Origin of the sequence: Streptomyces sp. MCA2 (assembly GCF_023544705.1) — a bacterium.
In the GTDB taxonomy this organism is placed as follows: Bacteria; Actinomycetota; Actinomycetes; order Streptomycetales; family Streptomycetaceae; genus Streptomyces; species Streptomyces decoyicus.
Genome location: NZ_JAMJFM010000050.1, coordinates 43,034 through 67,724, shown reverse-complemented (window position 1 = coordinate 67,724; position 24,691 = coordinate 43,034). Strand labels below are relative to the sequence as shown.

Annotated in this window: 25 protein-coding genes and 7 tRNA genes; 12 read left to right on the top strand and 20 right to left on the bottom strand. The window is 71.1% G+C overall.

Features of this window, described 5'->3' with window-relative positions; genetic code table 11:
• Window positions 1-153 precede the first annotated feature (153 nt).
• Genes M8I34_RS32150 through pgsA form a run of 3 tightly spaced genes read right to left on the bottom strand, consistent with a single transcriptional unit; the run spans window position 154 to window position 2,938 of the window.
• The gene (locus tag M8I34_RS32150; protein ID WP_250055498.1) at window positions 154-1,314 is read right to left on the bottom strand and encodes a glycosyltransferase family 4 protein; all 1,161 of its coding nucleotides are present in this window, start codon (window positions 1,312-1,314) and stop codon (window positions 154-156) included.
• Entirely contained in the window at window positions 1,311-2,285 is a 975-nt protein-coding gene (locus M8I34_RS32145) for a phosphatidylinositol mannoside acyltransferase (protein ID WP_250055496.1), read from the bottom strand. The genes M8I34_RS32150 and M8I34_RS32145 overlap by 4 nt, the downstream gene beginning before the upstream one ends.
• Window positions 2,282-2,938 (bottom strand): phosphatidylinositol phosphate synthase, encoded by a 657-nt coding sequence (pgsA, locus tag M8I34_RS32140; protein ID WP_250055494.1) that lies wholly within the window; start codon window positions 2,936-2,938, stop codon window positions 2,282-2,284. Before pgsA ends, M8I34_RS32145 begins: the two co-directional genes overlap by 4 nt.
• A gap of 275 nt (window positions 2,939-3,213) precedes the next feature.
• Between pgsA and M8I34_RS32135 the strand changes: the two genes are divergently transcribed.
• Both M8I34_RS32135 and M8I34_RS32130 read left to right on the top strand, forming a co-directional pair.
• Window positions 3,214-5,412 (top strand): elongation factor G-like protein EF-G2, encoded by a 2,199-nt coding sequence (locus M8I34_RS32135; protein ID WP_250055492.1) that lies wholly within the window; start codon window positions 3,214-3,216, stop codon window positions 5,410-5,412.
• 208 nt (window positions 5,413-5,620) lie between these two features.
• Window positions 5,621-7,276: a hypothetical protein gene (locus M8I34_RS32130; RefSeq protein ID WP_030987245.1), complete on the top strand. Its 1,656-nt coding sequence runs from the start codon at window positions 5,621-5,623 to the stop codon at window positions 7,274-7,276.
• A gap of 21 nt (window positions 7,277-7,297) precedes the next feature.
• On the opposite strand, the gene M8I34_RS32125 is transcribed toward M8I34_RS32130, so the two are convergent.
• The 3 genes from M8I34_RS32125 to M8I34_RS32115 form a co-directional block, all read right to left on the bottom strand.
• Window positions 7,298-8,500: a YncE family protein gene (locus M8I34_RS32125; RefSeq protein ID WP_250055490.1), complete on the bottom strand. Its 1,203-nt coding sequence runs from the start codon at window positions 8,498-8,500 to the stop codon at window positions 7,298-7,300.
• Window positions 8,500-9,276, bottom strand: a complete 777-nt coding sequence (locus tag M8I34_RS32120) for a polysaccharide deacetylase family protein (RefSeq protein ID WP_250055502.1) — start codon at window positions 9,274-9,276, stop codon at window positions 8,500-8,502. The genes M8I34_RS32125 and M8I34_RS32120 overlap by 1 nt, the downstream gene beginning before the upstream one ends.
• A 127-nt stretch (window positions 9,277-9,403) precedes the next feature.
• Complete coding sequence (locus tag M8I34_RS32115) at window positions 9,404-9,961, bottom strand: HIT domain-containing protein (protein WP_030987239.1); 558 nt, start codon at window positions 9,959-9,961, stop codon at window positions 9,404-9,406.
• Between the two features lie 67 nt (window positions 9,962-10,028).
• Here M8I34_RS32115 and M8I34_RS32110 point away from each other — a divergent pair, with 67 nt between their 5' ends.
• Entirely contained in the window at window positions 10,029-10,670 is a 642-nt protein-coding gene (locus M8I34_RS32110; protein WP_250055488.1) for a potassium channel family protein, read from the top strand.
• 52 nt (window positions 10,671-10,722) lie between these two features.
• On the opposite strand, the gene thrS is transcribed toward M8I34_RS32110, so the two are convergent.
• The 3 genes from thrS to M8I34_RS32095 all read right to left on the bottom strand — a co-directional run bounded on the left by thrS (window position 10,723) and on the right by M8I34_RS32095 (window position 14,559).
• A complete protein-coding gene (gene thrS, locus M8I34_RS32105) occupies window positions 10,723-12,702 on the bottom strand; it encodes a threonine--tRNA ligase (RefSeq protein WP_250055485.1) in 1,980 nt (659 codons plus the stop codon).
• A gap of 112 nt (window positions 12,703-12,814) precedes the next feature.
• Entirely contained in the window at window positions 12,815-13,993 is a 1,179-nt protein-coding gene (locus tag M8I34_RS32100; protein ID WP_250055474.1) for a hypothetical protein, read from the bottom strand.
• On the bottom strand, window positions 13,993-14,559 hold the full coding sequence (locus M8I34_RS32095) for a DUF4365 domain-containing protein (protein WP_030987231.1): 567 nt from the start codon (window positions 14,557-14,559) through the stop codon (window positions 13,993-13,995). The genes M8I34_RS32100 and M8I34_RS32095 overlap by 1 nt, the downstream gene beginning before the upstream one ends.
• A 199-nt stretch (window positions 14,560-14,758) precedes the next feature.
• On the opposite strand from M8I34_RS32095, the gene M8I34_RS32090 reads away from it, so the two are divergent.
• Window positions 14,759-15,484, top strand: a complete 726-nt coding sequence (locus M8I34_RS32090) for an exonuclease domain-containing protein (RefSeq protein ID WP_250055500.1) — start codon at window positions 14,759-14,761, stop codon at window positions 15,482-15,484.
• 126 nt (window positions 15,485-15,610) lie between these two features.
• Here the strand turns inward: M8I34_RS32090 and M8I34_RS32085 are convergent.
• The 4 genes from M8I34_RS32085 to M8I34_RS32070 form a co-directional block, all read right to left on the bottom strand.
• Window positions 15,611-15,682 (bottom strand) — tRNA-Val (locus M8I34_RS32085).
• 116 nt (window positions 15,683-15,798) lie between these two features.
• Window positions 15,799-16,260 (bottom strand): SRPBCC family protein, encoded by a 462-nt coding sequence (locus M8I34_RS32080; RefSeq protein WP_250055472.1) that lies wholly within the window; start codon window positions 16,258-16,260, stop codon window positions 15,799-15,801.
• A gap of 85 nt (window positions 16,261-16,345) precedes the next feature.
• Window positions 16,346-16,417 (bottom strand) — tRNA-Val (locus tag M8I34_RS32075).
• A 54-nt stretch (window positions 16,418-16,471) separates the two neighbouring features.
• Window positions 16,472-16,903 (bottom strand): TIGR02611 family protein, encoded by a 432-nt coding sequence (locus M8I34_RS32070; protein WP_250055470.1) that lies wholly within the window; start codon window positions 16,901-16,903, stop codon window positions 16,472-16,474.
• 189 nt (window positions 16,904-17,092) lie between these two features.
• On the opposite strand from M8I34_RS32070, the gene M8I34_RS32065 reads away from it, so the two are divergent.
• On the top strand, window positions 17,093-17,506 hold the full coding sequence (locus M8I34_RS32065; protein ID WP_003959770.1) for an SsgA family sporulation/cell division regulator: 414 nt from the start codon (window positions 17,093-17,095) through the stop codon (window positions 17,504-17,506).
• A 227-nt stretch (window positions 17,507-17,733) separates the two neighbouring features.
• The gene (locus tag M8I34_RS32060; protein ID WP_250055467.1) at window positions 17,734-18,303 is read left to right on the top strand and encodes a CGNR zinc finger domain-containing protein; all 570 of its coding nucleotides are present in this window, start codon (window positions 17,734-17,736) and stop codon (window positions 18,301-18,303) included.
• Between the two features lie 51 nt (window positions 18,304-18,354).
• Here M8I34_RS32060 and M8I34_RS32055 read toward each other — a convergent pair whose 3' ends face one another.
• Window positions 18,355-18,510 (bottom strand): hypothetical protein, encoded by a 156-nt coding sequence (locus M8I34_RS32055; protein ID WP_018087659.1) that lies wholly within the window; start codon window positions 18,508-18,510, stop codon window positions 18,355-18,357.
• Window positions 18,511-18,578: 68 nt separating this feature from the next.
• The gene (locus tag M8I34_RS32050) at window positions 18,579-19,040 is read right to left on the bottom strand and encodes a hypothetical protein (protein ID WP_250055465.1); all 462 of its coding nucleotides are present in this window, start codon (window positions 19,038-19,040) and stop codon (window positions 18,579-18,581) included.
• 196 nt (window positions 19,041-19,236) lie between these two features.
• Between M8I34_RS32050 and M8I34_RS32045 the strand changes: the two genes are divergently transcribed.
• The gene (locus M8I34_RS32045; RefSeq protein ID WP_250055463.1) at window positions 19,237-19,764 is read left to right on the top strand and encodes a DsbA family protein; all 528 of its coding nucleotides are present in this window, start codon (window positions 19,237-19,239) and stop codon (window positions 19,762-19,764) included.
• A gap of 31 nt (window positions 19,765-19,795) precedes the next feature.
• On the opposite strand, the gene M8I34_RS32040 is transcribed toward M8I34_RS32045, so the two are convergent.
• Genes M8I34_RS32040 through M8I34_RS32030 form a run of 3 tightly spaced genes read right to left on the bottom strand, consistent with a single transcriptional unit; the run spans window position 19,796 to window position 22,550 of the window.
• Entirely contained in the window at window positions 19,796-20,626 is an 831-nt protein-coding gene (locus M8I34_RS32040) for a GNAT family N-acetyltransferase (RefSeq protein ID WP_250055461.1), read from the bottom strand.
• Between the two features lie 35 nt (window positions 20,627-20,661).
• The gene (locus tag M8I34_RS32035; protein WP_250055459.1) at window positions 20,662-21,486 is read right to left on the bottom strand and encodes an aminotransferase class IV; all 825 of its coding nucleotides are present in this window, start codon (window positions 21,484-21,486) and stop codon (window positions 20,662-20,664) included.
• Window positions 21,483-22,550 carry a chorismate-binding protein gene (locus tag M8I34_RS32030; RefSeq protein ID WP_250055457.1) on the bottom strand — a complete coding sequence of 356 codons (1,068 nt, stop codon included), beginning with the start codon at window positions 22,548-22,550 and terminating at the stop codon, window positions 21,483-21,485. Before M8I34_RS32030 ends, M8I34_RS32035 begins: the two co-directional genes overlap by 4 nt.
• A 177-nt stretch (window positions 22,551-22,727) precedes the next feature.
• On the opposite strand from M8I34_RS32030, the gene M8I34_RS32025 reads away from it, so the two are divergent.
• From M8I34_RS32025 to M8I34_RS32005, 5 genes are all read left to right on the top strand, one after another.
• Window positions 22,728-22,800, top strand: a tRNA-Gly gene (locus M8I34_RS32025).
• 35 nt (window positions 22,801-22,835) lie between these two features.
• Window positions 22,836-22,909: transfer RNA gene (locus M8I34_RS32020), tRNA-Cys, on the top strand.
• Between the two features lies 1 nt (window position 22,910).
• Window positions 22,911-22,982, top strand: a tRNA-Val gene (locus M8I34_RS32015).
• Between the two features lie 25 nt (window positions 22,983-23,007).
• Window positions 23,008-23,079: transfer RNA gene (locus M8I34_RS32010), tRNA-Val, on the top strand.
• Window positions 23,080-23,113: 34 nt separating this feature from the next.
• Window positions 23,114-23,185, top strand: a tRNA-Val gene (locus M8I34_RS32005).
• Between the two features lie 84 nt (window positions 23,186-23,269).
• On the opposite strand, the gene M8I34_RS32000 is transcribed toward M8I34_RS32005, so the two are convergent.
• On the bottom strand, window positions 23,270-23,548 hold the full coding sequence (locus M8I34_RS32000; RefSeq protein ID WP_030987212.1) for a zf-TFIIB domain-containing protein: 279 nt from the start codon (window positions 23,546-23,548) through the stop codon (window positions 23,270-23,272).
• A gap of 73 nt (window positions 23,549-23,621) precedes the next feature.
• Window positions 23,622-24,635, bottom strand: a complete 1,014-nt coding sequence (locus tag M8I34_RS31995) for a phosphotransferase family protein (RefSeq protein ID WP_250055455.1) — start codon at window positions 24,633-24,635, stop codon at window positions 23,622-23,624.
• Window positions 24,636-24,691: the final 56 nt, after the last annotated feature.

The window sequence follows — 24,691 nt, the reverse complement described above, 5'->3', positions numbered from 1 at the left end:
ACCCACAGCCCCGCGCAGCGGCCCCGCCCGCCGCAGGCGCAACGGCGAGACACCACCACGGCGAGACAGCCGACAACGTGGGCCGCAAGCTAAGCGCAGCGGAGCGGCGGGAAAGCCAAAAACGTGGGAAGCAAGGCAAAGCGCAGCGGAACGTCAATCCTTCGCCAGCCAGCGGCGCGCCCGTAGGCCCACTCGTTCGTCAGTGGCCACGGAGGCCGCGCCGGTGGTGACCGTCTCGTAGACGGCGAGGATGTCGGCGCCGACGGTGGACCAGTCGAAGCGACGCACATGGCGGGCGCCGCGTTCCCGCAGCTCGGCGAGGCGCGCCGGGTCACCGAGGAGGCGTACCGCCGCAGCGGCAAGCGCATCGGCGTCCTCGTTGGTGAACAGTTCGCCGGCCTCGCCCTGGTCCAGGACCTGGGCGAAGGCGTCGAGGTCGCTGGCCAGTACGGGCGCCCCGGCCGACATCGCCTCGACGAGGATGATGCCGAACGACTCGCCGCCCGTGTTGGGCGCGACATAGACATCGACGCTGCGCAGCAGCCGGGCCTTGTCCTCGTCGCTGACCATGCCGAGGAATTCGACCCGGGAGCGCATCTCGGCGGGCAGCGCCGCGACCGCCTCCTCCTCGTCACCGCGTCCGGCGACGAGCAGCCGGGCGTCCGGTACCTCGGCGAGGATCGCGGGCAGCGCCTTCACCAGGACCGGCAGGCCCTTGCGCGGTTCGTCGATCCGGCCGATGAAGCCGATCGTTCTGCCCTGCCACTCGGCCTTGGGCTCGGCGGAGCCGAAGAAGTCGACGTCCACGCCGTTGGGGATCACCACCGCGTCGCCGCCGAGGTGTTCGACGAGCGTGCGGCGGGCGTATTCGCTCACCGCGATGCGTGCGCTGATCTTCTCCAGGGCGGGCTGGAGGATCGGGTACGCGGCGATCATCGCCCGCGAGCGCGGGTTGGAGGTGTGGAAGGTCGCCACGATCGGGCCTTGGGCGGCCCAGCAGGCGAGCAGGCCGAGCGAGGGCGAGGCCGGTTCGTGGATGTGGATGACGTCGAAGGCGCCGTGCTGGAGCCAGCGGCGTACCCGGGCCGCGGAGAGGAAGCCGAAGTTGAGGCGGGCGACCGAGCCGTTGTACGGGACGGGGACGGCGCGGCCGGCGGAGACGACGTACGGCGGGAGCGGGGTCTCGTCGTCGGCGGGGGCGAGCACCGACACCTCGTGGCCGAGGCGGATCAGGTGGTCGGCCAGGTCCCGGATGTGGAACTGCACGCCGCCGGGGACGTCCCAGGCGTACGGGCAGACGATGCCGATCTTCACGCGGTCTCCGTTCCGGGTGCCTCGGGGCCGCCCGGTGCGCCGGACTCCTCGCGCGGCTCCAGATCGGCGAGCCAGAGCCGCTGAAGCATGTGCCAGTCCTCGGGGTGGTCGGCGATGCCGGAGGCGAAGGCGTCGGCGAGCGCCTGGGTCATCTGGGCGGCCTTCTCGGCGCGGGTGCCGGTCTCCGGCACCTCGATCTCCGGGTGGACCCGGCCGCGCATCACGGGGGTGTCGTCGTACCAGAGGGTGACGGGCAGCAGCATCGCCCCGGTCTGGAGGGCGAGCACCGCGGGTCCGGCCGGCATCTTCGTCGCCTCGCCGAAGAACTTGACCTCGATCCCGGAGGCGGACAGATCACGGTCGGCGACCAGGCAGACCAGGCCACCGGCCCGCAGCCGGTGGGCGAGCGTGCCGAAGGCCGAGCCGCCGGTGTGCGGCAGCACCTCCATGCCCAGGCCCTCGCGGTAGGCGACGAAGCGGTCGTAGAGCGATTCCGGCTTGAGGCGCTGAGCGACGGTCGTGAAGGGGACACCGAGTTTGGTGGTGACCCAGGCACCGGCGAGGTCGTAGTTGCCCATGTGCGGCAGGGCGAGGACGAGGCCGCGGTCGCTCTTGAGCCCGTCCTCGAGGTGGTGCACGTCCTCCGGCACGAAGCCGGTCCTTATCCGGTCCTTGCTCCAGACCGGCAGCCGGAAGGACTCCATCCAGTAGCGCATGTACGAGCGCATCCCGGCCCGGGAGAGCTCGGCGAGCCGCTGCGGTGCGGCGTCCGGGACGACCCGGGCGAGGTTCGCCTCCAGGCGCAGGACGCCCTTGCCGCGGCGCTTCCAGGCCATGTCGGCGATCCGGCGGCCGAGCCGTACGGCCACGCCCTCGGGCAGTTTCTTGACGGTGCTCCAGCCCAGCGCGTAGAGCGCGTCCGCCAGTTTGTCGGTGTCGAACCGCGGACGGCGGGTCTCGCGTGGACTCATGCGCTGTTTCCCCCTTGTGCCATGGCGTCGGCCTCGGCCGACTCCCGTCGTACGGTCACCACTCGCTGGCCGAGGGTGACGGCGCTGCCGACGCCGACGACCCACAGGGCGATCGGCAGCAGAATCTCGACGCCGGGCACCCCGAAGGCGTGCAGACCCGACAAGCCGCAGGCGACCAGCGTGATGACCAGCCGCTCGGCGCGCTCCACCAGACCGTTGACGTCCACCGGCAGCCCGATGGCCTCGCCGCGCGCCTTGGTGTACGAGACCACCTGGCCGCTGGCGAGGCAGAAGATCGCCATCGCGCAGAGCATCAGGCTGTCGCCGCGCCCCGCGTACCAGAGGGCGAGCCCGCCGAAGATCGCCGAGTCGGCGACCCGGTCGAGGGTGGAGTCGAGAAAGGCCCCCCAGCGGCTGGAGCGGCCCAGCTGCCGCGCCATGTTGCCGTCGACCAGATCGGAGAAGACGAACAGGGTGATGACGACCGTGCCCCAGAAGAATTCGCCCAGCGGGTAGAAGACCAGGGCACCGGCGACCACGCCTCCGGTTCCGACGAGGGTGACCGCGTCCGGGCTGACGCCGATACGGATGAGCAGGGCGGCGAACGGCGTGAGAACACGCGTGAAGAAAGCACGCGCGTACTTGTTCAGCATGGCCTTCCCGGAGGTCGATACGGGCCGCGCGGTCGATGGGCCACCGGCGGGCCCATCGTAGCCAGGAGGTCTGGGGCCTCCACGAACGCATCGCGGCGCAGAGCGCATCCCACGGCTCGGGGCCGCCGCCGCGCGCCGTCGGGCGCGCCCGCGGGCCCCGCGCGCGGTGCGCATGACCCTTGGGAGCACCGGCTCCCGTGTGCCACGTATGGACGCGGCATGACCTCGGTGGAAAGCTCGAATCACCGCAAAGTGTCGACCTGGAGGCGAGACACATGAGCGAGAAATCGAGTACACACCCGGGAGCCGCCGGCAGGGCATCAACGGCCGGCCAGCCCACGGCCCTGCGGAATGTGGTGCTGGTCGGCCACTCCGGATCGGGAAAAACCACCCTGGTCGAAGCCCTCGCGCTGGCATCCGGCGCGGTCAACCGGGCGGGCCGGGTCGAGGACGGCGGCTGTCTGTCCGATTACGACGAGATCGAACACCGCCAGCAACGCTCCGTACAGCTCTCCCTGGTCCCGGTCGACTGGGGCGGAGTCAAGATCAATATCTTGGACACCCCCGGATACGCCGATTTCGTCGGGGAACTCAGGGCCGGTCTGCGCGCTGCGGACGCGGCCCTTTTCGTTGTCTCGGCGGCCGACGGCGTGGCCGGCGCGACCCGGATGGTCTGGGACGAGTGCGCGGCCGTCGGCATGCCGCGCGCGCTGGTCATCACCCACCTCGAGGCGTCCCGCTCCGACTTCGACGAGATGACCGAGCGCTGCCGGGCGTCGTTCGGCGGCGAGGACCCGGACGCCGTCGTCCCCCTCTACCTCCCGCTGTACGGAACGCCGGGCGCCGACGGCCACGCCCCCGTCCACGGCCTGATCGGCCTGCTCACCCAACGGGTCTTCGACTACTCCTCCGGCGAGCGCACCGAACGCGCCCCCACCCAGGACGAGCTGCCGCAGATCGAGACGGCCCGCAACCGCCTCATCGAGGCGATCATCGCCGAGAGCGAGGACGAGTCCTTGATGGACCGCTACCTCGGCGGCGAGGAGATCGACATCAAGACCCTCATCGGGGACCTGGAGACGGCGGTCGCCCGCGGCACGTTCCACCCCGTGCTGGCCGCGGCCCCGGCCGCCGAGGGCTCCAAACAGGGGCTGGGCACCGTCGAGCTGCTGGAGCTGATCAGCGGCGGCTTCCCGACCCCCGCGGAGCGCGAGGCACCCGCGGTGACCAGCCCGGACGGCGACCCGCGCCCGGCACTGAGCTGTGACCCCGACGGTCCGCTCGCGGCCGAGGTGGTCAAGACCTCCTCCGACCCGTACGTCGGCCGGATCTCCCTGGTCCGCGTCTTCTCCGGCACCCTGCGCCCGGACGAGACGGTGCATGTCTCCGGCCACGGGCTGGAGGACCGGGGCCACGAGGACCATGACGTCGACGAGCGGGTCGGCGCGCTGTCCACCCCGTTCGGCAAACAGCAGCGCTCGCTGTCCAAGGCGATCGCCGGCGATCTGGCCTGTGTGGCGAAGCTGACCCGCGCCGAGACCGGGGACACCCTGTCCGGCAAGGGCAGCCCGCTGCTGATGGAGCCCTGGACGATGCCGGACCCGCTGCTGCCGGTCGCCATCCAGGCGCACAGCAAGGCCGACGAGGACAAGCTGTCGCAGGGCCTGGCCCGCCTCGTCGCGGAGGACCCGACGATGCGTCTGGAGCACAATCAGGACACCCATCAGGTGGTCCTGTGGTGCCTCGGCGAGGCGCATGTCGATGTCGCGCTGGAGCGGCTGCGGGCCCGCTACGGCGTCCAGGTGGACGCGGTCGCACACAAGGTGTCGCTCCGGGAGACCTTCGGTGCGCCCGCCGCGGGCCGCGGGCGTCATGTGAAACAGTCCGGCGGCCACGGCCAGTTCGCGATCTGCGAGATCGAGGTCGAACCGCTGCCGGGCGGCTCCGGCATCGAGTTCGTGGACAAGGTCGTGGGCGGCGCGGTGCCCCGGCAGTTCATCCCGTCCGTGGAGAAGGGCGTACGCGCCCAGGCCGCGCGCGGGGTCGCCGCCGGACATCCGCTCGTCGACATCCGCGTCACGCTGCTCGACGGCAAGGCGCACTCGGTCGACTCCTCGGACGCCGCCTTCCAGATGGCGGGCGCACTGGCACTGCGCGAAGCCGCCGGCGAGGTCCGGATCGAGCTCCTCGAACCGGTGTCCGAGGTGAGCGTGATGGTTCCGGACGATTTCGTCGGCCAGGTGATGAGCGATCTCTCGGGACGCCGTGGCCGGGTCGTGGGCACCGAACAGTCGGGCTCGGGCCGCACGGTGGTGCGCGCCGAGGTGCCCGAGATCGAGATCGACCGGTACGCCATCGATCTGCGCTCCCTCTCGCACGGCGCCGGGCGGTTCTCCCGCGCCCACCTGCGGCATGAGCCGATGCCGCAGCAGCTCGCCGACAAGTGGCGGGAACAGGCCGAGAACGGCGCATAGTTAACGACGGATCAGCCGTTGGCGCAGCCGCTGTCCCGCTCAACTCCCTTGGGCCGGACGGCGGCTGTACGCTGAGAGCCTGCCGCCGGCCCGGGGGCCCGGCGCCAGGACACGAGGTCACAGGCTCGAACACAGCTCTCAGCAGGTGTGCCGTCAGCAGAAGCAGGGAAGAGCCGCATCATCGGATGCGTCGGGTGTGGGGGCGGTAGTGGCAGACGGCTTTGACTTCAGTCCCGGGGCGCAGGTCCCGCTTTCGGGGAGCGCCGGGCAGACGGCGGCGACCCAGGCGCTGGCCTCGGCCGCCTACCGGGACAGCCCGCTCGCCGACATCTCCAAGGCGGACTCCGACTCCGGCAAGTCCGCCATCAAGAAGCCCAAACTGTCGCTGTTCGCGCCCAATCTCGGCGAGGCCTTCTCGCGCGCCGTGCAGGTGCGGATGCTCGGCGGGGGCCGCGCCGCGCTCATCCAGTCCTTCGGGACCGAGCCGCAGACCATCGTCGAGCACTGTCTGTCCGCGACCCGCGTCCGCAAGCAGCGGGATGCCAAGCTGACGCTGCTGATGGTGCTGTTCGGGGTGCTGTTCCTGCCCGGTGTGCTGGTGTGGCTGGGCGTCTTCCAGCTGCGCAAGATGCTCTCCAAGGACGGTGCGGGCAGCGGTCTTTCGCTGATCGGCGGGGTGCTGCTGACGCTGCTGGCGGGCGTCGGCCTGTTCTTCATGATCAAGCTGCCGCTCAACGGCTTCTGGCCGATGTACGCCCGTGCCGCGGTCGTCGTCCCGGTGGTCGGCTGGTGGCTGGCCAAACAGATCTGCGAGAAGACCGCGGTGGCCATGCGGGAGTCCTGGAAGGGGCTGCTCGAGGGCGGCGGCGTGGCCGCGAAGATCCCCGAGGCGGTGCCCCAGGACCCGAACCAGATCGCCGCCGAGACCCTCCGGCAGAATCTCGCCAAAATCTCCGCCGAGCAGAGCAGCAACGTCGTCTTCTACGCCGGCCCCAAGGGCATACTCGGCATGGGTACGCGCTGGGGCAGCTGGCAGCTCGCCGAGGAGCTCACGCCGGCGCAGGCAGGCAGCGAGATCCACCCGTTCCGCAGCTGGGACGTCATCCGGGCGATCCACGACAAGCTGCGGCTGCTGGAGCGCAGCCCGCTGCACACCGGCGGATTCCCCACTCCGTCCGTCCGCCACTGGATCGTCTCGCCGGTCGGCGAGAAGGCCGCCGCCGTCACCCGCCCCGAGGGCACCCATGTGGAGACGTTCCAGATCCGTGGCCACGAGATAGAGCGGATCTGCAACGAGCAGCAGTTCGGCAGCGGCAACCGCCACTACCTCGGCGTCCAGTTCGTCCTGTGGGACGGCCAGTTGGTGATCACCCTGATGATCACCGTCACGGTGCTGCACGAGACCCTGCGCATCGAGGTGACCGGCCATGCCCTCGGCCCGGTCAACGGCCTGTTCACGACCAAGCCGGAGCCCAAGACCAAGGAAGTCTCCAAGGTCGTCAAGTTCTGGGAGACCAAGACCCAGCACCTCCCGCTCATCGAGCCGCAAGAGGTGGTCCGGCTCGCCGCGCGCGCCCCGCTGACCTGGTTCCCGCCGGTCCTGGACTTCCTCGGCGGCAAGCTGACCCTCCCCGAGCCGTTCGGCCTGCGGCACGTCTGGGCCGACAAGCCCTGGCGCCACCGCTTCATGGCCGATGACGCGCTGCGCGCCGCGACCCCGGTGCTGCGCACGGTCCACGCCGCCGCGATGAGCGTCCTAAAGGAGAACGGCGTGGACACCGAGCGCTTCACCAACCGCTCCCTGGTGCTCAGCGGCATGATCCAGGGCGTGGAGCCGCAGAAGGCCGACGAGTACAACGCCTAGGAGTCGCCTGGGGCGTGCGGGCTAGCGGAAGATGCCCGTGTGTCCCAGGGAGTACCGCCCCGGCTGCGGGTAGACCGCCAGCCCGTGCGGGCCCTGGCCGACGGGGATCTTGGCCAGGGTTTTGCCGGTACGGGTGTCCAGCGCATAGACCTCGGAGTTGTAGCGGCCGGACAGCCACAGGACCTTGCCGTCGGTGGACAGGCCGCCCATGTCGGGGCTGCCGCCGCCGCGGATGCGCCACTTGCCCACGAGCGAGCCGGTCGTGAAGTCGAGCCGGGAGATGGTGCCCTCGCCGCGGTTGGAGACGTACATATAGCGCGAGTCGCGGCTGACGTAGAGGCCGTGGGCCCCCTTGCCGGTCGGCATGAGCTTGGGCCGGGAGAAGGTGTCGCCGTTGAGGACCCAGATGCCGTCGGCCATCATGTCCGCGACGTACCAGGTCCTGCCGTCCGGGGAGATCTTCACGTCCTGCGGCATCGCCCCCTCGAACGGCAGCTTCTCCTGACCGATGACCTTCATCTTCTCGGTGTCGACCTTGAGCAGCTCACCGGAGAACTCGCAGGAGACGATGAAGTACCGCCCGTCCGGCGAGAAGTCGGCGTGGTTGACGCCCGCGCAGCCGACCGGCAGCGTCTTGCGGACCTCCATGGTGTGCGGGTCGCGGAAAACCAGCTGACGGTCCATCGAGGCCATCACGATGGCGTACTTCCCGTTGGGCGTGAAGTAGAGGTTGTACGGGTCGTGGACCTTGACGGGCTTGCCGGCCTTGCCGGTCGCGGGGTCGATGGGCGTGAGGTCGTGCCCCCGGTTGTTGTTGACCCAGAGCGTCTTCAGGTCCCAGGACGGCACGACGTGCTGCGGCTGCACCCCCACCGGAATGGTCTCGATGACCTTGTAGGTCTTCGGGTCGATGACCGTCACCGTGTCGGAGCCGGTGTTGGGGACATAGATCCGCGAGGGGAAGTCCTTGACCTGCGGCGCCAGCCTGCCCGGCCGGTCCGCCGCGTAGAGGTCGTGCTCGTCCAGCAGCGGCGGCATCCCCGGCAGGCCCGACTTGGCGGCCCCGGCCGGCGCGCGTTCGACCGGCCGCGGGCCGTGCGCGGCCGGTTCGCTCTCGTCGCTGCCGCAGCCCGCCGCCACCAGCGCGCAGGCCACGGCGAGCAGCGCGGCCCGGTGGCGCGCGCGCAGACTTGGACGGTCGTGGGTACGGTTCCGGTCAGCCATCAGGTCACTAGCTCCGTTGTCGTCACCGCGCGCAGACCGCGTCGGCGGAGGCCGTCGAGGATCGGGGGCAGCGCGGCCACCGTGCCGGCGTGCCCGAGGTGGAGGCTCACGACCGAGCCCGGCCCGACCGCGTCCAGGACCGTGCGCTGGACGGCCGGGGCGCCGGGGTCGTTCGCGTCGAGGGAGTCCACGTCGTAAGACAGGACATGCGGATAGCCGGCCTTGCGGGCCAGCCCGGCCACCAGGTCCGTGGCCCGCCGGGCCTGCGAGGGACGGAACCAGCTGCCGATGGTGCCGGTGAGGGCGCGCAGCCGGTCGGCGCACCGGCTGATCTCGGCGTATGCCTCGGCGGCCGGCAGGGCGCAGATATTGCGGTGGTGCATGGTGTGGTTGCCCAGCTCATGGCCGCCGTCGAGGATCCGGCGGGCCATCGCGGGCTGCTCGTCGAGCCAGTCGCCGATGGCGAGCACGGTGACCTTGGCTCCGGCCCGCTCGGCCTCGCCGAGCAGGGCGGTCGCCATCTTGGGGTCGCCCCTGCCGTGGAAGGTCAGCGCGACCGCCCGGCCGTTCCGCGGCCCGTGCGCGATCTGTACGGGCAGGCCGGGCACCCTGGTCGGCGGACGGGCCACGCGGGCCCGGGCGGGCGGGGCATGCCCCGCCGGGGAGGGGCTCGGCCCGCCGGCGGACCGTACGGCGCCGGCGTCCACGTCCCGGTGCGGGTCGCAGCCCGACGCCAGCGCCCCGGCGGCCGCGGCCGAGGCGGCCGCACGCAGCACGGAGCGGCGATCTAGGGAAGTCACCACCCCATTAGAGAGGCAACTAATCCCAATTAGGGTGATCTGTCTGATTCACCCTGGTGCGTGTCGCCTCGGAAGCCGGTCCCGGGCGAGGGCGGCAGGCGCCCTACGCGGGCCAGGCGTCGGCGAGCATCGCCCGCGTGTCGGCGAGGAGTTGGGGCAGCACCTTGGTGTGGCCGACCACCGGCATGAAGTTGGTGTCACCGCCCCAGCGCGGGACGACATGCTGGTGGAGATGGGCCGCGATCCCGGCGCCGGCGACGGTGCCCTGGTTCATCCCGATGTTGAAGCCGTGCGCCCCGGACGCGGTGCGCAGCGCGGTCATCGCATGCTTCGTCAGCTCGGCCAGCTCCGCGGTCTCCGGCCCGTCCAGCTCCGTGTAGTCGGCGACATGCCGGAACGGGACGATCATGAGGTGACCGCCGTTGTACGGGTACAGATTGAGCACCGCGTAGACGTACTCGCCGCGCGCGATCACGAGGCCGTCCTCGTCCGACTTCGCGGGGATCGCGCAGAACGGACAGCCGTCGCCGGCCCCCGGGCCGGTCGGCTTGTTCTCCCCCTGGATGTAAGCCATCCGGTGGGGCGTCCACAGGCGCTGGAAGGCGTCCTGCGTCCCGACTCCGATCTGCTGCTCCGGCTCGCTTGTCATACGGGCCAGCATATGGCTTCGCCCGTTGGCGCCGTGTCGTTGGGGCGCATACCGCGACCTGCTCCGCGATGCTGAGCCGGTGGACAGGGAACAGCGACTGTGGGAATGGGAGGAGACCGCCCAGCCGTATCTCCTTGGCGCCTCGCTCCTCTTCCTCACCTCCTACGCGGTCCGGGTCCTGGACCCCGGCCTCTCCCCCGGCTGGCAGGTCTGGTGGGAGCTGGTCACCCTCGTCAGCTGGAGCTTCTTCGTCGTCGAATATCTGGCGCGGCTGGCGTTCAGCAGCGACCGGCGGCACTTCCTGCGCACCCGCTGGCTGGATCTGATCGTGACCGTGCTGCCCCTGCTGCGGCCGCTGCGGCTCATCGACATGCACGAGCGGATGCAGCGGCGCAGGGACCATCCACGGCTCGTCCTCGAAGCGCGGGTGATGGCGTACACCGGGCTCACCTCGCTGCTGCTGGGCTTCGCCGCCAGCCTGGCGGTCTACCACGACGAGCGGTCCGCCCCGGGCGCCAACATCCACACCTTCGGTGACGCGGTGTGGTGGGCCAGTTCGACCCTGACGACGACGGGCTACGGCGACGCCACCCCCGTCACCCCGCGCGGCCGGGTGATCGCCGTAGGGCTGATGTTCGCCGGGGTGGCCCTGGTGGGAGCGGTGGTGGGCTCCTTCTCCTCCTACCTGCTGCGCCGTTTCCGGCAGGAGGGCGAGAAATGACGAGGCCCCGGAGAGCGGGTTCGCTCTCCGGGGCCTCGTGGTCAGACGGGCGTCACACCTGGACGCGGCGCTCCACGACGTCGAGGATCTCGGCGATCGCCTCCGCGCGCGGGATGCCGTTCTTCTGCGAACCGTCGCGGTAGCGGAAGGAGACCGCGCCGTTGGCCACGTCCTCGTCACCGGCGATGATCATGAACGGGACCTTGGCCTTCTGGGCGTTCCTGATCTTCTTCTGCATCCGGTCCGAGGAGGAGTCCACCTCGATCCGCAGCCCCTTGGCCTTCGCCTCGGCCGCGAACTCCTGGAGGTAGGGGACATGCGCGTCGCCGATCGGGATCCCGGTCGCCTGGACCGGCGCCAGCCACGCCGGGAACGCCCCCGCGTAGTGCTCCAGCAGCACCGCGAAGAACCGCTCGATCGAGCCGAACAGCGCGCGGTGGATCATGACCGGACGCTGCTTGGAACCGTCCGCCGAGGTGTACTCCAGGTCGAACCGCTCCGGCAGGTTGAAGTCCAGCTGGATGGTCGACATCTGCCAGGTACGGCCGATGGCGTCCTTGGTCTGCACGGAGATCTTAGGCCCGTAGAACGCGGCGCCGCCCGGGTCCGGGACCAGCGGCAGCCCCTGCTTCTCGGCCACCTTCCGCAGCGTCTCGGTGGCCTCCTCCCAGGTGTCGTCCGAGCCGACGGACTTCTCCGGGTCCTTGGTGGACAGCTCCAGGTAGAAGTCGGTCAGACCGTAGTCGCGCAGCAGGTCGAGCACGAAGGTGAGCGTGGCGTCCAGCTCGTCCGCCATCTGCTCCTTGGTGCAGTAGATGTGCGCATCGTCCTGGGTGAAGCCGCGGGCGCGGGTCAGGCCGTGCACGACACCGGACTTCTCGTACCGGTACACGGTCCCGAACTCGAAGAGGCGCAGCGGCAGTTCACGGTACGAGCGGCCGCGCGCATCGAAGATCAGGTTGTGCATCGGGCAGTTCATGGGCTTGAGGTAGTAGTCCACGCCCTCGTCGAGCTGCATGGGCGGGTACATGCCGTCGGCGTACCAGTCCAGGTGGCCCGACTTCTCGAACAGCTTCCCCTTGGTGGCGTGGGGGGTGTAGACGAACTCGTAGCCCGACTCCTCGTGGCGCCGGCGGGAGTAGTCCTCCATGACCCGGCGGATGATGCCGCCCCTGGGGTGGAAGACCGCCAGCCCCGAGCCGATGTCCTCGGGAACGGAGAACAGATCCAGCTCGGCACCGAGCTTGCGGTGGTCGCGCTTCTCGGCCTCGGCGAGGAACTCCAGATGCGCCTTGAGCTCGTCCTTGGTGGGCCAGGCGGTGCCGTAGATCCGCTGGAGCTGCTTGTTCTTCTCGCTGCCGCGCCAGTAGGCGGCGGCCGAGCGCATCAGCTTGAACGCGGGGATGGCGCGGGTGCTGGGGAGGTGCGGACCGCGGCACAGGTCCTTCCAGCACAGCTCGCCGGTCTTGGCGTCGAGGTTGTCGTAGATGGTCAGCTCACCGGCGCCGACCTCGGCGGACGCACCCTCGGCGGCGTCCGCGGCGGAGCCCTTGAGCCCGATCAGCTCGAGCTTGTACGGCTCGTCGGCCAGCTCCTCGCGGGCGGCGTCGTCGGCGACCGCACGGCGCGCGAACTTCTGGCCCCGCTTCTGGATCTCCTGCATCTTCTTCTCGATGCGCTTGAGATCGTCGGGGTGGAACGGGGTCTCGACGTCGAAGTCGTAGTAGAAGCCGTCCTTGATCGGCGGGCCGATGCCGAGCTTCGCCTCCGGGAACAGCTCCTGCACGGCCTGCGCCATCACATGCGCGGTGGAGTGCCGGAGGATGTTCAGGCCGTCCTCGGAGGTGATCTCGACGGGCTCGACCGCGTCACCGTCCGCGACCTCGTACGCCAGGTCCTTCAGCTCTCCGGCCACCCGCGCGGCCACGACACTGCGCTCGCCCTGGAAGAGGTCGGCGGCCGTAGTCCCCGTGGTCACCACGCGTTCTTCCCGCTCGGAATCGCGTTGGACGGTCACACGGACGTCTGACACCGGTCTCTCCTGACTCATGTCTCCTGCGCGACAGCGATCGCTGCGCAGCCGAATCGTACCGAGCCACCCGACCTGACCGCGAAACGGTTTCACCACCCCCGGCTCACAGCCGCTATTCCTCCGCCCCGCAGGCCTCCTCGAAGAAGTCGAGATTCTCCTGGAGCGACTTCAGCAGCCGGTCCCGCTCCGCCTCGTCGACCTGTACGGGCGTGACATCGCGGCCGCCGGTGATCCGGCGGAACCCGCCCCGGCTCTCCAGCCGCCCGCTCACCCGGACCGGCAGTCCCACCAGGTGCGCATGCGCGGCGATGCGGTAGTCCTCCTCCCCCAGCGCGACCCGTACCTGCACCACGTCCGCGCCGGTGATCACCCGCAGCCGCACCGTGCCGGGCCCGCCAGGACGTTCCCTGCGCAGCCGTATCACCGCGCCGGTCACCCGGACCGGCAGCGAGGGCTCATCGCGGACATAGCGCTGGGCGGCCTGCTGCAACGCGGGCAGATCGCCGGCCGAGAACTCCACCGGCTCGGGACGGGCCGGGCAGCCGGCCGGGGCCCCGGCCCCGGGCGACCACTCGACCGCGATCCGCACCCCCTCCGCGTCCCGCACCAGCGCGATCAGCGCCTGGACCAGCTCATGGCAGACCCCCAGCTCGACGGCCGCGTCGAAGGCCTCCATGCCGCCGGTGGCCCGCTGGTAGTCGGTGGCGTCGCGGGCCGCGTGCAGTGCCCGCTGAAGCCCGGCGACCGCACCGCGCCCGCCGCGCACCGGGACGAACGCGGTCAGCCGGCGCCCGGCCGCCGCCGGGCCGACCAGCACCTCGGCCAGGAACCCCTCGGCCTGCCGTTTGTGCCGGGCGCCGTAGTAGCCGGCCCGGCCGTACGTCCCCAGCGCCCCGGCGATCAGCATCGAGCGGGCCGCGCCGCGCAGCTGCTCCTGCGCGACCCAGTACGCGGCCCCCGAGCCGCCGTCGGGCACCTCGCGCTCCCAGCGCACCTCGTCGCTGGGCACCGCCAGCCCCACCAGCACCTCGCGGGCGGAGGGCGAGGAGCTCTGCGCCAGCGCCGCCAGCGCCTCCGCGAGCAGCTCCCCGCTGTCGGGGAAGCGGCGGTCGTGCGGCACCAGCAGGCTGGTGCCGCCGGCGCCGCCGGGCGGTGTCCACCGGGCGTAGTGGCCCGCGGCCCCGCCCCGGCGCCGCCAGCCGTGCCGGGCCAGCAGCGCGCTGAGCACCGCCGGATCGAGCCGTGCGGGATCCAGGAGCCGCGCGTCGTAATCGTCGGTCGGCCGGTACATCAGGGTCTCCCTCCCGCCCCGACCCGCGTCATGATCTCGCAGAGCGCTCGGTCGTCGAAGATCCGCGCGGTCGGGATCCGCACGGTGGTCCTGCGCCGGCCGGTCACCGGATGGCCGGCCAGATTGATCCAGTAGCAGCAGTGCCGCAGTGCGAGACGGTCGTGGGAGGCCCGCAGCCAGTCCTCCTGGGTCCGCGGGACCAGCATCACGACCAGGATCTTGTGTACCGATACGGGCGTACGGGCCAGCTTCACCAGATGGTCGTTGTCGAGCGTGAAGGCGAAGGTCGGCCCCGGCGGGCGGGGGGCGGTCTGGTAAGTGCACTTGAGCTGCACCTTGATGGTCACTTCGTCGTCGACGGTGTGACCGGGCGCGCCATGGCTGACGTGCCAGTCGATTCCGTTGTCCGGGAAGGGCTGCGCCAGCGAACATCCGGAGGCGGCGGCGACCGCGTGCAGATAGCCCACCTGGAGGGTCTCCATGCAAGCAGTGGTGGCGAGTCCGCCGCGCTGCGGTGTGGTCAGCTGGGGCAGCAGCCCGCCCGGTTCGGGCTGCGCGAGCGTCATCGCGGGGATGCCTTCCGGGCTGTGCCGATCGATGCGTGTGGATGACGGGGAGAAGGCGGAGCGTGTCGGCCCGTCCCTCTGGTTGTCTCCGCGTCAAGTGGTCCGCAAACAAAGACGGTTCGAGCACCGGCCGAGTCGGGTATCACCAGCTCGGGTGACGTGCACGTCATCCCCCGTACGAGCGCGAGGAGTTGGGATGATGCCGTGCTGGTATGACGGACCGCTTGCCGCCTTCGACACCGAGACCACGGGCATCGACGTCGAGCGCGACCGCATCGTCTCCGCCGCCCTGGTGGTCCAGGAGACGCCGCGCTCCGCGCCCCGGGTCACCCGTTGGCTGATCAACCCGGGCGTCGAGATACCCGAGGCCGCGACGGCGGTGCACGGCCTGACGGCCGACCACCTCGCGCTGCACGGCCGCTGGCCCGCGCCGGTGCTGGAGGAGGTCGCGCGCGCCCTGGCCGCCCAGTCGGTGGCCGGCCGGCCGCTGGTCGTGATGAACGCCCCGTTCGATCTGACGCTCCTGGAGCGCGAGTTGAAGCGGCATCGCGCCAGCTCGCTCGACACCTACCTGGGCGGCCATCCGCTGCACGTCCTCGATCCCCGCGTCCTCGACAAGCACCTGGACCGCTACCGCAAGGGCCGCCGTACGCTCACCGATCTGTGCGCCCATTACGAGGTCGAGCTGGACGACGCCCATGAGGCGGCCGCCGACGCGCTCGCCGCGCTGCGCGTCGTCCGGGCCCTGGGGCTGCGCTTCGCCGAACGCCTGGAGGGGCTGCATCCGCCGGAGCTGCACACCCGCCAGGCGGTCTGGTACGCGGCCCAGGCCCGCGGGCTCCAGGCGTGGTTCGCCCGCAGCGGCAATCCGGAGGTGGTCGATCCGCATTGGCCGCTGCGTCCCGAACTCCCCGCCGCGGCCTGATCCCCCCTCAGCAATTCCGGTCCGGGCGGCAAAGGCACCGGGCGGAATTCCCGGTTCCGTGTTCTTCCGAGTTCGTCCAACAAAAAGAACCGGGCCGCTTTTTGGCGGCCCGGTTCTTGATCCCGGTGGGCGATACTGGGTTCGAACCAGTGACCTCTTCGGTGTGAACGAAGCGCTCTCCCACTGAGCTAATCGCCCGGGTGTCGGCGAGGTTTCCCTCGCGAACGACCTGAACAATACAGGCAGCGCGGGCCTTCCATCAAATTCCTGTTCCGCCGCGGTCCCGGACCCCCGCGCGGGGGCGGCCCGGGTACTCATCCGCGGGCCAGCCAGGCAGCGAGACCGCGGCGCCCGGACCGCATCATCAGCGCGTGATTGGCGAGGAACACCGGCCGCCCCAGCAGCGCGAGCCGCCGCAGCAGCGGCTTGCAGACCTCCACGTCCTGCTCGAAGACGGCACGGGTGCCGCCGGCACCGGGCACCACGGTCCAGCGCGCCCAGCCGGCCAGATCACCGCGCATCCCGATCTCCAGCACCCCCGCGCCCGGGTCCCGCAGACGCTCGGTCGCCACCACGGTCAGGTCGTACGGCAGCAGCGAACGGAAGCGGGCGGTTCCGCTGCGGTCGTCGAGCGGGGTGACCTCGCGCACCTGCGGCCACCACCGGGGGTATGCCTCGGCGCGTTCGAGGACGGCGTAGACGACGGTCGGCGGGGCATCGAGCAGCCAGACGCTGCGGAAGCGGTAGCGGTTCAGTCGGCGTGACCAGTCGGGCATGATCCCAGTGTGCGCCCCACGGCGGTGCGGACACCCAACAACAGCGACGGCCCGGAGACTTGAAGTCTCCGGGCCGTCGTCCGGGTGGGCGATACTGGGTTCGAACCAGTGACCTCTTCGGTGTGAACGAAGCGCTCTCCCACTGAGCTAATCGCCCGGGCGCACCGCCAACATTACCCCACGTCGACGGGCACTTCTGACCATGGCGATGTCACTCGGAGACGTTCCACGGCATCGCGAAGCCGAACTTCCAGACATAGACCGCGAGCACCGCGGCGATGATCACCAGGCCGATGGCGGTGAGGATGATGTTGCGTCGCCGCACCTTGGGGTCGAGCGCCTTCTGGGCCGCTTCCGTGACCTTTCGCTTGGTCCAGCGCAGCACCAGCTGGGCCCAGACGAATTCCGTCGCCCAGATCGCCATACCGCCGAAGATCACCAGCCAGCCCGGCCCCGGCAGCGGCAGCATGATCACGCCGGCCACCACGACCGCGAGACCGACGACGAAGACTCCGACCTGCCAGCTCACGTGGAGCGGCCGGGAGCGCTTGATGAAGTGCGGCGCTCTCGAACCGAGCGGCTGCTCGGCCGGAGCGGCGTCCTCCTCCACCGTTCCCGGCCCCCCGTTACTCTGCGTATTCATACTCACAAACTTACCGGACGGGATGGGTCCGCGGAATTACCGCCGAGGACGATCTCGCAATCCGCCGGAAGAGGTACCTGAAGCCACACAAAACCGTCAGAGGGGTTTACAACGGCACCGTAGGTGGCATGTCGATTTCGCCGACGTGCGAATCCCCGAGCGCACACTGAGCGAAAGGCCCTGGCGCTTATGAACACCACGGTCAGCTGCGAGCTGCACCTGCGCCTCGTTGTGTCGAGCGAGTCCTCACTGCCTGTACCCGCGGGCCTGCGGTATGACACGGCCGATCCTTATGCCGTGCATGCCACCTTCCATACCGGAGCCGAGGAGACCGTGGAGTGGGTTTTTGCCCGCGACCTCCTCGCCGAGGGCCTGCACCGGCCCACGGGCACCGGAGACGTCCGTGTATGGCCGTCCCGGAGCCACGGACAGGGCGTTGTCTGCATCGCCCTGAGCTCGCCGGAAGGCGAAGCCCTGCTCGAGGCGCCCGCACGGGCCCTCGAGTCGTTCCTCAAAAGGACCGATGCCGCCGTGCCACCCGGCACGGAGCACCGGCATTTTGATCTCGACACCGAGCTCTCCCACATCCTTGCGGAGAGCTGAGACGCAGCACGGTTACCGAAAGCACCCACCCGCTCACACTTGCGTCCGTCCGACTCGGGGAGACGGCGCAGGACCGACAAGTTCATACGGCACACTTCGGCGTCGTCGCCGCGGACCCACCGCGGAGTCGGCGCTGAAGCTTGTTCGAAGCGCTAGAGTCGGCGACCATTCGGCAACGACACCGGGGGCGGTACCCGTCCGGCCCCACCCTGCCAGGGAGCGGAACCGTGATGATCAGCCATGACACCCGGTGCGCGCTGGACGCGGTCGTCGATCTGCTGAACACCGCTCCGGAAGGCGAAGCGCCCGGAGCGCCGGACAGCCTGACCGGCCTCGCGGCCCTCGAGGAGTTCGTACAGCGCAACGACGTCAGCGATGTGGGCGCGCTCGGTACGGGCGACCTGGCGGCCGTACGGTCCGTCCGCGCGCGGTTCGCGAAGATCTTCGCGGCCGAGGACGACCGCACCGCGGCCGAACAGCTGAACTCGCTGGTCGCCTCGGCGGGCACCACACCGCAGCTGACCGATCACGACGGGTACGACTGGCACGTCCACTACTTCGCGCCGGGTGCGTCGGTCGCCGAGCATCTGGCCGCGGACGGCGGGATGGCGCTGGCCTTCATCCTCGTCGCCGGGGAACGCGAGCGGCTGCGGCGCTGCGAGGCGCCGGACTGCCGGCACGCCTTCGTCGACCTCTCCCGTAATCGCTCCCGGCGCTACTGCGACAGCCGCACCTGCGGAAACCGGCTGCATGTCGCGGCCTACCGGGCACGGCGGCGGGAGGCCGCGGCGGGCTGACCGCCTGGCGTGGCCCCATGACGGGGCCCGGGGCGGCGGCGCATACCGGCCTCACAGGAGGAAGAGGTCGTGCACTGCTCCGAGAAGGAGCAGAAAGCCGATGACGGCGAGGAAGAGCATCAGCGGCGGCTGGGACAGCGCGAACAGGCAACCGCGCGGTTCGGGGGACGGGGCGTCGTCTTGGGCGAGGGCGCACTCATCGTTCATCTCGGGCGCATCATGACGCAGATGATCGTCCCAATGCGCCCGATAAGCGGCTCAGCAGCGGTAGTTCATCAGATCCCGTGCTTTTTCAGGATCGCTTCGATGTCCGAGAAGTCATCCTTGGGTGCACCGCCCTTGCCCTGAGCGGCCTTCCCCTTGGGAGCCGGCTGCGCGGCACCCCGGCCGGCGCCGAGGGAGGGCACGGAGGCGGCCGGAGCCACCGCGTCGGACCGGTCGGCCGCCGCGGCCTTGCGCTCCTTGCGGTTGCCGATCCCGCCCCTGCGGCGCTCCACTCCCCTGCTGATCATGAACAGCAGGGCGGAGAGCGCGAGCACCCCGAAGCCGGCCCAGACCGTGGGCTTGAAGACGATGTTGGTGACCCAGTCGATGACGCCCGTCATCACCAGGCCGATGGGGATCAGAGAGAAAGCGGCGATGCGGGTCGCGGCCAGGAACCGCTTGCGGTATGCCGTCAGCGCGGCGATGCCCAGGCCCGCTGCCGACACCGCGGCACAGACGGTCGAGGTCAGCATCCGGTCCTCCTGCCGGTGAAAGGCGAGCAGGCGTTCTGCTCCCTTCCATCCTGCCTTGTCCGGCCCCGCGGGGGCCATGTTCCGGAGCGGGCTCAGGGACATCTCGGGGTAGCGCTCCTCCCCAGGTCCCGGTCCGGGCACCGGGCCGGGGTACCACCGGGGCGTCAGCCGGGGAAAGGCTGGAAGACTGACTGCCATGAACGACGCCACCACCTCCGCCGCCCCTCCCGTCCGCCCCGTGCTGGACGTGTGGTGCGAACTCCAGTGCCCGGACTGCCACGCCGCCCTGGAGGACGTGCGGGCACTGCGGGCGCACTACGGCGACCGGCTGGACATCCGCCTGCGCCACTTCCCCCTCCCCAAGCACAAGCACGCCTACGTCGCCGCCCAGGCCGCCGAGGAGGCCATCGAGCAGGGCCAGGGCCGGCCGTACATCGAGGCGGTGCTGGCGCGGACCGAGGAGCTCGGCGCGCGCGGTGAGAAGCTGCTGCTGGAGGTCGCCGCAGAGCTGGGGCTGGACGCCGAGGAGCTGGACACCGCGCTGATCGACGGGCGGCATCTGCTGATCGTCGACGCGGACCAGGCCGAGGGCAAGGCGATCGGGGTGACCGGGACGCCGACGTATGTGATCGGCGGTGAGCGGCTGGACGGCGGCAAGAGCCAGGAGGGGCTGCGCGCCCGTATCGAGGAGATCGCCGACCGGCTGCTGGCCGGGCAGGGCTGAGCCGGGCCTCACGGGCGCCGTCCGGGCTCCCTCACAGGATCGGCTTCCACAGGAGGTATCCGGTGGGCCGGTAGCCCAGCGAGCGGTAGAGGCCGAGCGCCGGCGCGTTGTCCGCGTAGACGTTCAGGCCCAGGGTGGCGTGGCCGGCAGCGAGGCTCTCGCGCTCTGCGACCAGCATCAGGGTGCGGCCGTGGCCCTGCCCGCGGTGTGCGGGCGCGACCTGGACGTCGACGACATAGCCGCCCGGCACGTCCGGCATCCGCAGGGCGACCCAGATGCTGCCGACGTCCGCACCGCGGTGCGTCAGGACGCGCAGCGCCTGGTCGGGCGTGTCCACACCGTCCGGCAGCAGGGCGCGATGGCCCGCGGCCGAGGTCTCCTCGGCGCGTGCACGGGACATCCCCTGGCCCAGCTGCGTACGGACGTGCTCGGCGAGCGCGGCCTCCCGCCAGGCCGGGTACTCCGCCTCGCCGAGCGCACGGTCGCCGCTGTCCTCGGGCAGCGGAGGCGGACCGTCGAGGGTTTTGCTCATCGTGCGGCTGCGCTCGGTGTAGCCCAGCGCCGCCGCGAGCCGCCCGGCGGCCTCCGCACCGGCCGGGACGGTCACCTCGATCTGCCGGCAGCCCCAGCCGCGCAGCACTTCCTCGGCGGCGAGGGCGGCGACCGTGGCGCGGCCGCGGTGCCGGTCCGGCGCCTCGACGGCCAGCTCCGCGATCCGGCCCGCCGCCGGGCCGAACCGGGCGTCCGTCGTCAGCCGGATCCCGCCGACCCGGCGGCTGTTGACACAGATGTCGTACGGACGGGCCCGGCGCCCGTCGTCGTGCCGTTCTTCCGGTCCCGCGGGGCGCAGCGTTGTGGTCACGAGGACTTTCTACTCGCCCGTGCGCGGGCCCGTCATCACCGCGGGTCGAAGTCGGCGGCGGACTGCTCCTCGAAGATCCGCATGGCTTCCGCGGTCACCGGGCCCGGCTCGTCGGCGAGTTGGCGGCGGTCGATCCGGGTCACGGCCTGGACGTCGCGCAGGGTGGAGGTCAGGAAGATCTCCTCGGCCCGCTCCAGGGCGTCCAGCGGCAGATCGGTCTCCTTGGCGCCGGCCCAGCTGATCGTCAGGGCGCGGGTGATGCCCGCCAGGCAGCCGGAGTGCAGCGGCGGGGTGTGCAGTTCGCCGTCCAGGACGACGAAGACATTGGAGCCGGTGCCTTCGCAGAGCGCGCCGACGGTGTTGGCGAACAGCGCCTCGGAGGCGTCCCGTTCACGTGCCCGGGCCAGGGCGACGACGTTCTCGCCGTACGAGGTGGTCTTCAGGCCGGTGAGCGCACCGCGTTCGTTACGGGTCCACGGGACGGTGACGGCGCCGGTGGTGTCGGGGCGGCGCGTGGTCTCGGAGAGCGCGATGACCAGCGTGGGGCCGGCGTCGCCGCGGTCCGAGCCGAGCGGTGAGACGCCGCCGGTGTAGGTGAGGCGCAGCCGTCCGAGGGCCATCGGGTTGGCCGCCATGACCGCCTCACAGCCGCGCCGTACCTCGTCGAGATCGGGATCGGGCAGCCCCAGTCCGCGGGCGGAGGTGGTCAGCCGCTCCAGATGGCGGGTGAGGGCGAAGGCGCGGCCGTGCTCGGCCTTGATGGTCTCGAAGACTCCGTCGCCGACCGTCAGCCCGTGGTCGAAGACCGAGACCCGGGCTCCCTCGGCGTCCTGTAGCCCTCCGTTGAGCCAGATCTTCATCGCTTTCCTCCACTCGCCTCGTGCAGGCCCGACGCTACCGCGAGCAGCCTGCGCGCCTTCAACTCGGTCTCGGCCCACTCCCGCTCCGGATCGGAGTCCCAGATGATCCCGGCGCCGGCGCCGAAACGGAGCACCGGGCCGCCGGGCGGAGTGCGGTCGATCCAGAACGTACGGATGCCGACCGCGAGCTCGCCGGTGCGGCGGTCCGCGTCGACCCAGCCGATGCCTCCGCAATACGGGCCGCGGGGCGCGGTCTCCAGCTCGTCGATGATCCGCAGCGCGCTGGACTTGGGGGCGCCGGTGACCGACCCGGGCGGGAAGGTGGCGCCCAGCAGATCCGCCCAGGCGGTCTTCTCGTTCGCCCCGTCCAGTTCACCGCGCACCGTGGACACGAGGTGGACCAGGCCGGGGTGCTCCTCGACGGCGCACAGTGCCGGGACGGTGACGGAGCCGGTGGCGCAGACCCGGCCGAGATCGTTGCGGACCAGGTCCACGATCATCACGTTCTCCGCCCGGTCCTTCGCCGAGAGGTCCGCCGCGGTCCGGCCGGTGCCCTTGATGGGGCCGGAGGCAACGATGCGGTCGTCGCGCCGCAGATACAGCTCCGGGGAGGCACTGGCGATCTCGACGCCATGACCGGGCAGCCGGATCGTCCCTGCATACGGCGCCGGGTTGCCGCGGGCCAGCACCGCGGACAGCGCGTCCACGTCGGCACGGCCGGGGTCCGGCAGCGGCGCGGTCAGCACCCGGCAGAGGTTCACCTGGTAGACGTCGCCGGCCGCGATGTGTTCACGGATCCGCCGCACGCCGCCGGTATAGGCGTCGCGGTCCAGGGAGCTGGTCCAGGCGCCGGGTACGGGGCCGCGCCAGCCGTCGGGGGCGGGGTCGTCCGCCGCGGTGGCCGGCCGTACGTCGCCGAAGCGGGCGCAGACCACCGCGCCCTCGAAGTCGGCGGCCACGGCCCACCAGCCCGTGGAGTCCAGAGCCGCGGGATCGCTGGTCACATCCAGCAGGTCGGTGGCTATCAGGCCGCCGAAGCGTGCCATCGGAGCGAAGTCGTGCACGTCAGCGAGTCTATGGCGGCGGCCCCGACCCTGCCTGTGCCGAGCGAGCAGCGCAGCACGCTGCACAAACGCGTTTTTGTACTGGCCCCGGAATCCGCTAGAGTTCAACACGTCGCCGGGACACGCAAGCGCCCCGGAGGCCGAGTAGCTCCCGGACGTAGTCTGGGAGAGACATCTGCGGACGTAGCTCAGTTGGTAGAGCACCACCTTGCCAAGGTGGATGTCGCGAGTTCGAGTCTCGTCGTCCGCTCGATGTGGGGGATCTTCCCGAACCCCCTCACTCCTGGTGGAGTGGCCGAGAGGCGAGGCAACGGCCTGCAAAGCCGTCTACACGGGTTCAAATCCCGTCTCCACCTCCAAGGACGATTAGCTCAGCGGGAGAGCGCTTCCCTGACACGGAAGAGGTCACTGGTTCAATCCCAGTATCGTCCACTGACCCGGGTTCGCCCGGGTCCCCGCGCGATTAGCTCAGCGGGAGAGCGCTTCCCTGACACGGAAGAGGTCACTGGTTCAATCCCAGTATCGCGCACGCAGCTGCGGATCTTCGTGATCCGCGGTCCCGAGGACGATTAGCTCAGCGGGAGAGCGCTTCCCTGACACGGAAGAGGTCACTGGTTCAATCCCAGTATCGTCCACACCTGAACCCGAGGGCCGGAGCATTTCGCTCCGGCCCTCGGTCGTTGTTCGGGACTCGTGTTGCTTCAGGACGCGGTCGTTGCTCAGGACGAGAAGAGCATGTGGCCGAAGCTGCGGTGGTGGCCGTGGTGTCCATGGTGGCCGTGGTGGCCCTGATGCGGAGCGCCCCACGCGGGGGCGGCCGGATAGGCCTGCGGGGCGGGCGGCGGCGGGGCCTGCTGGGACCACTGTGACTCGAGACGGGTCAGCGCCTCCAGCTCCCCGTAGTCCAGGAAGATCCCCCGGCAGCCGGCGCACTGCTCTATCTGCACGCCGTTGCGCTGGTACGTCTGCATGGGCGCATGACACTTGGGGCACTGCATCGTCGGCTCAACTCCTGTCATCCGGCACTGCTCACTGCGTTGCCGCCGGAACGGCCTCCCGGCGACGGGGTGTTCACCCTACGTCCGGGCCGGCAGGCGCCAACTGGTCCGGCAGGGACGTCATCCGGGCACAGGCATCGACCACCGCGGTCTCGATCTCGTCCAGGGGACGGCCGGCGGTGGCGGCCTTGGCGACGGCGAGCGCGGCGGTCTGCACGGTCAGGGCGCGCGCCGGAACCTCCAGGTCGGGCCAGGGATCGCCGGCCGGCCGTACGGCGGGGCCGCCGGCGGCGCGGTAGGCGGCGAGGAAGCGCGTCCACAGGTCCGGTGCGAGCAGGCCGGTGGCGAACCAGGCGGCGGGGCGGGCCAGGTCCCAGGCGCCGTCGCCCGTGCCGAGGTCGTCGACGTCGATGAGGAGCCAGGGGCCGTCGGTGGCCGGGTGGCGGACGAGCTGGCCCAGATGCAGATCGCCGTGGCAGAGGGCGCCGGCGCGCGGCGGCGGGGCGGCGTCCCGGGCCCACGGCGGCAGCAGGGCCCAGGCACGTTCGACGGCCGCGGCGGCCGCGGGCAGCGATCCGGCGCCGGGCCGGGGTGCGGACGGCGGGCCGCCGGCCGGGGCCAGGGCGCCGCGCAGGCGGGCCAGGGCGCGGGCGGCCTTGGCGGGGCCGCGCATCGGCGGTACGGGGCCGGGAAGTTGGCGCGGGTCGACGCGGTGCAGACGGGCCAGCAGGCGGGCGGCGTCCTCCCAGGGGGCGGCGTCGGGGTCGTCGGGCGGGACCGGGCTGCCGTACGGCCAGCGGGAGAGGGCGCGGCCGTCCTCGGTGAGGGTGAGGAAGCCGTCGGGGGCGGTGACCGGGAGCGGGGGCAGCAGGATGCCGTGCAGGAGGGGGTGGGCGGCGATCCGCAGCCGGGCGGCCAGGTCGTGCGGGTCGTCGTCGGGGGCGTGTGCCTTGGCGACCGTGCGGCCGCTGCGGAGGACCGTGCCGTCGGGGCGGTCGGCGAGCACCTCGGGGGCGGCGGCCGGTGCGCCTTCCCGGGCCGCCGACGCGGACAGGGCGGCCAGGCACACGAGCAGTGAGGTGGTCATCGTTCCCCCGAGTCCTGCGCGGCCGATGCGCCGTGGTGGCGGTACGAGCGGTGGGC